The sequence below is a fragment of the uncultured Aureimonas sp. genome (genome assembly GCF_913775355.1).
GTDB lineage: Bacteria > Pseudomonadota > Alphaproteobacteria > Rhizobiales > Rhizobiaceae > Aureimonas.
In genome coordinates, this window is sequence record NZ_CAJYIU010000157.1 from 1 (window position 1) to 6,041 (window position 6,041).

The 6,041-nt window shown below is 69.6% G+C and carries 5 protein-coding genes; 2 read left to right on the forward strand and 3 right to left on the reverse strand.

What is annotated here, in order from left to right; all coding sequences use genetic code 11:
- Both QZ753_RS10295 and QZ753_RS10300 read left to right on the forward strand, forming a co-directional pair.
- Positions 1 to 647, forward strand: a 647-nt coding sequence (locus QZ753_RS10295; RefSeq protein WP_294643422.1) for a GTP-binding protein, incomplete at its 5' end; no start/stop codon positions are given.
- Complete coding sequence (locus QZ753_RS10300; RefSeq protein ID WP_294643424.1) at positions 647 to 1,624, forward strand: WD40 repeat domain-containing protein; 978 nt, start codon at positions 647 to 649, stop codon at positions 1,622 to 1,624. The genes QZ753_RS10295 and QZ753_RS10300, both read left to right, overlap by 1 nt.
- A gap of 6 nt (positions 1,625 to 1,630) precedes the next feature.
- Here the strand turns inward: QZ753_RS10300 and QZ753_RS10305 are convergent, their stop codons facing one another.
- From QZ753_RS10305 to odc2, 3 genes are all read right to left on the reverse strand, one after another.
- Positions 1,631 to 3,973, reverse strand: a complete 2,343-nt coding sequence (locus QZ753_RS10305; protein WP_294643426.1) for a PAS domain S-box protein — start codon at positions 3,971 to 3,973, stop codon at positions 1,631 to 1,633.
- A 211-nt stretch (positions 3,974 to 4,184) separates the two neighbouring features.
- Entirely contained in the window at positions 4,185 to 4,766 is a 582-nt protein-coding gene (locus QZ753_RS10310; RefSeq protein ID WP_294643428.1) for a GNAT family N-acetyltransferase, read from the reverse strand.
- Between the two features lie 124 nt (positions 4,767 to 4,890).
- Positions 4,891 to 6,024, reverse strand: a complete 1,134-nt coding sequence (gene odc2 / locus QZ753_RS10315; protein ID WP_294643430.1) for an ornithine/lysine decarboxylase — start codon at positions 6,022 to 6,024, stop codon at positions 4,891 to 4,893.
- Between the last annotated feature and the right edge of the window lie 17 nt (positions 6,025 to 6,041).

Here is a 6,041-nt window from a genome sequence, read left to right on the forward strand (position 1 = left end):
TCGCCCGCGTCGAGGCGACGGTGCGCGCGATCAATCCGTCGGCCGTGATCCACCGCACCGAGCGCTCCGCGATCCGGCTCGACCGGGTGCTCGGGCAGGGCGCCTTCGACCTCAGCCGCGTGCTCGATCAGGACCCGCACTTCCTGGAGGAAGCCGCACACGCGCACGACGACCATGTCTGCGGACCGGACTGCGATCACGACCATCACGGCCACGATCATCATGCCCATGACCATGGGCACCATGGGCACGACCACCACGGGCACGACCATGACCATGGCCATGACCACGGGCATCACCACCACGGCGAGGTCGCGCCGATCCACGACGTGACGGTGACGTCGGTCTCGCTGCGCGGCGGCGAGCTCGATCAGAACCGCTTCTTCCCCTGGATCCAGAACCTGACGCAGACGGAAGGGCCGAACATCCTTCGCCTCAAGGGCATCATCGCCTTCAAGGGCGACCCGGACCGCTACGTCATCCAGGGCGTCCACATGATCATCGAGGGCGACCACCAGCGCCCGTGGCGCGAGGGCGAGGCGCGCGAGAGCCGACTCGTCTTCATCGGACGCGAGCTCGATGCCAAGCGGCTGGAGGAGGAGTTCCGCTCCTGCACGGCCAAGACCCGCGAGGCCACGCCCGCCTGATGCCGCAGATTGCCCCTTACGCGTTCGACGGCCACGTCGAGGCGGCCGCCTTCCTAAAGGACGAGCCGGTCTTCGCCCTGTCGGACGGCACGATCCGCTTTCCCGCCGGCGGCGAGACCGCGATCGAGGCGCACCAGGGTGGGCTCCTGTCCGCCCGCCTCGACCCGTTCGCGCCGCGGCTCCTGTCGGGCGGCGAGGACGGGCGCGTCGTCCAGACGACGCCCGACCGCCAGTCCGCCGAGATCGCCTCGGCCGGCCGAAAGTGGATCTCGTCTGTGGCCGGTGGCCCAGGTGGCGTGGTGGGCTATGCGGTCGGGCGAACGGCCTTTGTGAAGGGCGCCAAGGGGGACGTGCGCGAGTTCGCGCACGCACGGACGGTCGAGGACGTGGCCTTCGCGCCCAAGGGTCTGCGGCTCGCGACGGCGCGCTATGACGGCGCGTCGCTGTTCTTCGCGGGCACCGACGCCAAGGCGCAGGAACTCGACTGGAAGGGGGCCCATACCGGCGTCACCTTCTCGCCCGACGGGCGCTTCCTCGTCACCATCATGCAGGAAAACGCCCTGCACGGCTGGCGCCTCGAGGACAGCAAGCACATGCGCATGACCGGCTATCCCGGCAAGGTGAAGAGCCTATCCTGGTCGGCCAAAGGCAAGTTCCTCGCGACCTCCGGCGCGCCGGCCGCGATCCTCTGGCCGTTCACCGGCAAGGACGGGCCGATGGGCAAGGCGCCGCTCGAACTCGGCACGCGGGGCGACACCACGGTGGTCGCGGTCGCCTGCCACCCGTCCGACGATGTCGTTGCGATCGGCTACGCCGACGGCATGATCCTCGCGGTGCGCTTCTCCGACGCCAGGGAGGCGCTCCTGCGCCGGGGCGGCTCGGGCGCCGCGCGAACGCTCGCCTGGGACGCGAAGGGCCGCTTTCTCGCCTTCGGGACCGAGAACGGCGAGGCCGGCGTCATCGACATCGCCGGCTGAGGCCGATCAGGCGTCGCTGAGCGTCGAGGGGAGCACGCTGTCGTCGAGGTCGATCTGGAGATCGGCCTCGATCAGACAGACGAGGCCCGCCGGGTGATAAGTCATCGTGACCTCGCCCGCGAACTCCGCCGCTAGCGACTGCTCGATCAGCCGCGATCCGAACCCCTTGCGCTCGGGCGATCTGACCGGCGGCCCGTCGACCTCCCGCCATTCGAGCCACAGGCTCCGGCAGCCTTCGCCCGGACCGACGCGCCATGCGATGCGCACCCGCCCCGTGTCGTTGGAGAGAGCGCCGTATTTCGCGGCGTTGGTCGCAAGTTCGTGGAGGGCCAGGGCGAGGGCGAGGCTTTGGCGGGCGGTGAGCCGGATGTCCGGCCCGTCCCAGGTGATCCGCTCGTCCTCGCCGCCGTGCGTCGCCAGCGCCTGCGAGACGATCGCCTCGATCGGCGCGCTGGTCCAGCTCGTCTGGGTCAGGATGTCGTGCGCGTGGCTGAGCGCGAGGAGGCGGGCGGAGAAGGCCGTCAGCCCTTCCTGCGCGCTGGAGGCGCGCCTGAGCGTCTGGTTGGCGAGCGCGTTGACCATGGCGAGCGTGTTCTTCACGCGGTGCTGAAGCTCACGCGTCAGGAGCGTCTGGCGTTCCTCGGCTTCCTTCGCCTCGGTGACGTCGCGCACCGCACAGACGATGCGCACGGCCTCGCCGTCCTCGTGAACGCAGCGACCGCTCGCATGCACGATCCGCGTGGCGCCGTTATCGTGACCGATCGTGCGAAGAAGAAGATCGAAGTTCGGATCGCCGTCCGAGGCCATCGTCTGCCGGACGGTCGCCTCCACCCGATCCCGGTCCTCGGGATGAATGCGCGGGCGGAACGTGCCGGAATAGCTCACCGGCTCGTCGGCACCGATCCCGAACACGACGCGGCACCGCGCGTCGCAGACCATCGTTCCGGTCTCGAGATCGTAGTCGAAGGTGCCCATCTCGGCCGCTTCGTGCGCCAGCCGGAGCCGCGCCTCGGTCTCGATCAGCGAGCGCTCGGCCTGCCGGCGGCGCGTATAGGTCCAGGCCCGGTTCAGCACCTCGCGGATGAAGCCGATCTCGTCGGCCGTCCAGCGACGGGGCGCGGAATGGTGGAGATACAGGATGACCTGCAGCCGGTCGTTCTCGCGTACCGTCAGATTGATCATCGACAGCGAGCCGATCGCCTCCCAGGCCGCGGCGCCGTCGGCGGTGATCGGATCGAGGCGCACGTCCTCGACCACCGTCATGCCCTGCCGCAGGGCGTCGGCGAGCCGGGTGCCGAAGTCGGCGATCCGCTTGCGGCCGGCCAGCGGGACAAGACCCGGCATCGTCCACTCGCCGATGACGGTCGCGAAAGTTTCGGTCGGATCCACCGTGGCGTAGCCGACGCGCGTGATCTCCAGCGTTTCGCCGAGGAGATGGAGCGCCTTCAGCGTGTAGTCCGTCGCCTCGCCGAAGCCGCCTTCGTCGCCCAGGCGCAACAGCGCATCCTGGCGACGCTCGCGCATCTTGTCGTGGGTGATGTCGACGACCGCGCCGGGAAAGCGGACCGGCCGGCCGGTATCGCTGAGGAAACAGCGACCGCGCGCATGGACCCAGCGCACCGCGCCGTCGCGCCGGACCGTGCGGTACTCGGATTCGAAGACGCCGCCCGTGGCGACCGTGTCGCGGATCAGCTCTCCGACGCGGGTCCGATCGTCGGCGTGGATGCCGTGGAGATAGGCCGAAAGGGGAAGGCCGGAGACCGCCTCGGCCTCGTCGACGCCGTAGAGCGAGGCGAAGCGGGCATCGGCGTAGATGATGTCCTCGGGGATCATCCAGTCCCAGGTGCCGATCAGGGCGGAGGCGTCGAGCGCGAATTGCAGCCGCTCGCGGCTCGCGGCAAGCTCGAGGCGCGAGCGCTCCTCATCGGTCCGGTCGCGCAGGATCTTCAGGAAGCCGGTCGCCGCGCCGTCGCGGCCGCGCATCGGAACGACTTCGCCGCGCGCGAAGAAGCGCGACCCGTCGGCGCGCTGCAGCCATCGATCGTCCCGGGCGCGACCGTCCCGGACGGCCGTCGCCATCTCCCGCGCGAGCGGATCGGACGCACGGTCCTCCAGCAGGAAGATGCGGTTGGCGGACTGGCCGACGACCTCCTCGGCCGCCCAGCCGAAGATCGTGGTCGCGGCCGTGTTCCAGGCGACGATCCGCCCGGTGGGATCGGTCACGATTAGGGCGGAATCGGACACACCGCCGAGCAGCGTTTCATAGACGGCTATGGATAGGGGCGTGTGACCGTCCACGCCGCCGTCGAGCGCTCCGCAGGACCGGAGCCGTTCGTTCTCGCGCGTCAAGTCCGCGATTCTGTTTTCGGCAGCGGCCAGTCGGCTCGCGGCGTCCCCCGTCATTACCAGTTCCAAGCCATGCCATCGTGGAAGGCCCCCAAGCTCATCAGCTTGGAGGCGTTGTCGTCCCCCGCATCACGTGAAGCATGTTCGCGCGCCGGGATCAAAGGCAAAGGTCGGTCAGAGAACAAGAACCGGGAGCCTTACGACTTCCGGCCAGTCAGGCGGCCACCGCCTGCGAAGCGAGACGGCCGGTCGGCACGATGGCGCCGCGAGCGCGCGACAGCGCGCCGTCGCGCAGTTCCAGCCCGAGGAGGCGGTGCCGCTCGAAGGGGCCCGGCATCGCAAGTTCGGCGGCGCGGTCGGCAGCGAAGCCGAAGCGCTCGTAGAACGGCGCGTCGCCGACGAGGACGATCGCGCCGTGGCCGCGCCAACGGCTTTCGGCGATCGCCCGGCGCATCAGCGCCGATCCGATGCCGAGGCCCTCGCAGCGCGCCGACACGGCCAGAGGCCCGAGCAGTAGCGCGGCCACGTCCAAACCATCGCGCGATCCGGCCGCGACGTTCCACAGACGCACGGTGCCGAGCAGTTCGCCCTCGTCCGATTCGGCGACCAGCGACAGACCTTCGGCGGGCAGGCGGTCGCGACGGATCGCCTCCGACGACTTGCGGCGGCGGCCCGGACCCATGGCGTCGTCTAGAAGCGCCTCGCGCGCGGCCTCGTCGGCGGCGGTCTCGGCGCGCAGGGAGAAGGCGGGCGGCAGGAAGGGCAGGCCGGCGAAAACGTGAGAGCGCGCGAACATCGGCGATCATCCTCCGGGGTAGGGGACGAGCGAAAGCGCGACGCCTTTTCGGGCGTCGGCGACGGAGCCTCCCGGCGCTCGCGCGCCGGCAGGGATGTTCAGGGGAAGGCGGGCTGGCGGCCCGTCAGATGACGTAGGAGCGGAGCGGCTCGAACCCGTTGAACGCGACGGCCGAGTAGGTCGTCGTGTACGCGCCGGTGCCCTCGATCAGGACCTCGTCACCCACCGTCAGCGAGATCGGCAGCGGGTAGGGCGTCTTCTCATAGAGCACGTCGGCCGAGTCGCAGGTCGGCCCGGCAATGACGCAGGGCTCCATGCGGTCGTCGTCGCGCGCCGTCACGATCGGGTAGCGGATCGCCTCGTCCATCGTCTCGGCAAGGCCGCCGAACTTGCCGATGTCGAGATAGACCCAGCGGTTCTTGTCCTCGGCCGACTTCTTCGAGACCAGCACGACCTCGGCCTTGATCACGCCCGCATCGCCGACCATGCCGCGGCCCGGCTCGATGATCGTCTCCGGGATCTGGTTGCCGAAGTGACGTCGGAGCGCGGCGAAGATCGAGCGGCCGTAGGCCTGCGCCGACGGCACGTCCTTCAGGTAGCGCGTCGGGAAACCGCCGCCCATGTTAACGAGCGTCAGCACGATCCCGCGCTCGGCCAGTTGGCCGAACACCATCGCCGCATCGGCCAGCGCCTTGTCCCAGGCTTCGGTGTCGCACTGCTGCGAGCCGACATGGAACGAGACGCCGGTCGCGACGAGGCCGAGGTCGCGGGCATGGGTTAGGACGTCGATCGCCATCGCCGGGACACAGCCGAACTTGCGCGACAGCGGCCACTCGGCGCCCTCGCCGTCGGTGAGGACACGGCAGAACACGCGTGCGCCGGGCGCCGCGCGGGCGACCTTCTCGACCTCTTCGACGCAATCGACGGCGAACAGCGAGACGCCGAGCGCATGGGCGCTAGCAATGTCGCGCTCCTTCTTGATCGTGTTGCCGAAGGAGATGCGGTTCGGCGTGGCACCGGCGTCGAGCGCCATCTCGATCTCGGCGACCGAGGCGCAATCGAAGGACGAGCCCAGCGACGCCAGGAGACGCAGAATCTCCGGCGCGGGATTGGCCTTCACGGCGTAGAAGATGGAACTGTCCGGCAGGGCCTTGCGGAACGCGCGGAAATTGTCCTCGACGATGTCGAGGTCGACGACGAGGCAGGGGCCGGCGGGGCGGCGGGTGGCGATGAAGTCGAGAATGCGCTGCGTAGCCATCGGAAGCTCCGGTTAAC

What these genes read in the sequence shown, in the direction of transcription:
- odc2 (WP_294643430.1), bottom strand. Translation starts at nt 6,024, where the DNA reads ATGGCTACGCAGCGCATTCTCGACTTCATCGCCACCCGCCGCCCCGCC.
- QZ753_RS10300 (WP_294643424.1), top strand. Translation starts at nt 647, where the DNA reads ATGCCGCAGATTGCCCCTTACGCGTTCGACGGCCACGTCGAGGCGGCC.
- QZ753_RS10310 (WP_294643428.1), bottom strand. Translation starts at nt 4,766, where the DNA reads ATGTTCGCGCGCTCTCACGTTTTCGCCGGCCTGCCCTTCCTGCCGCCC.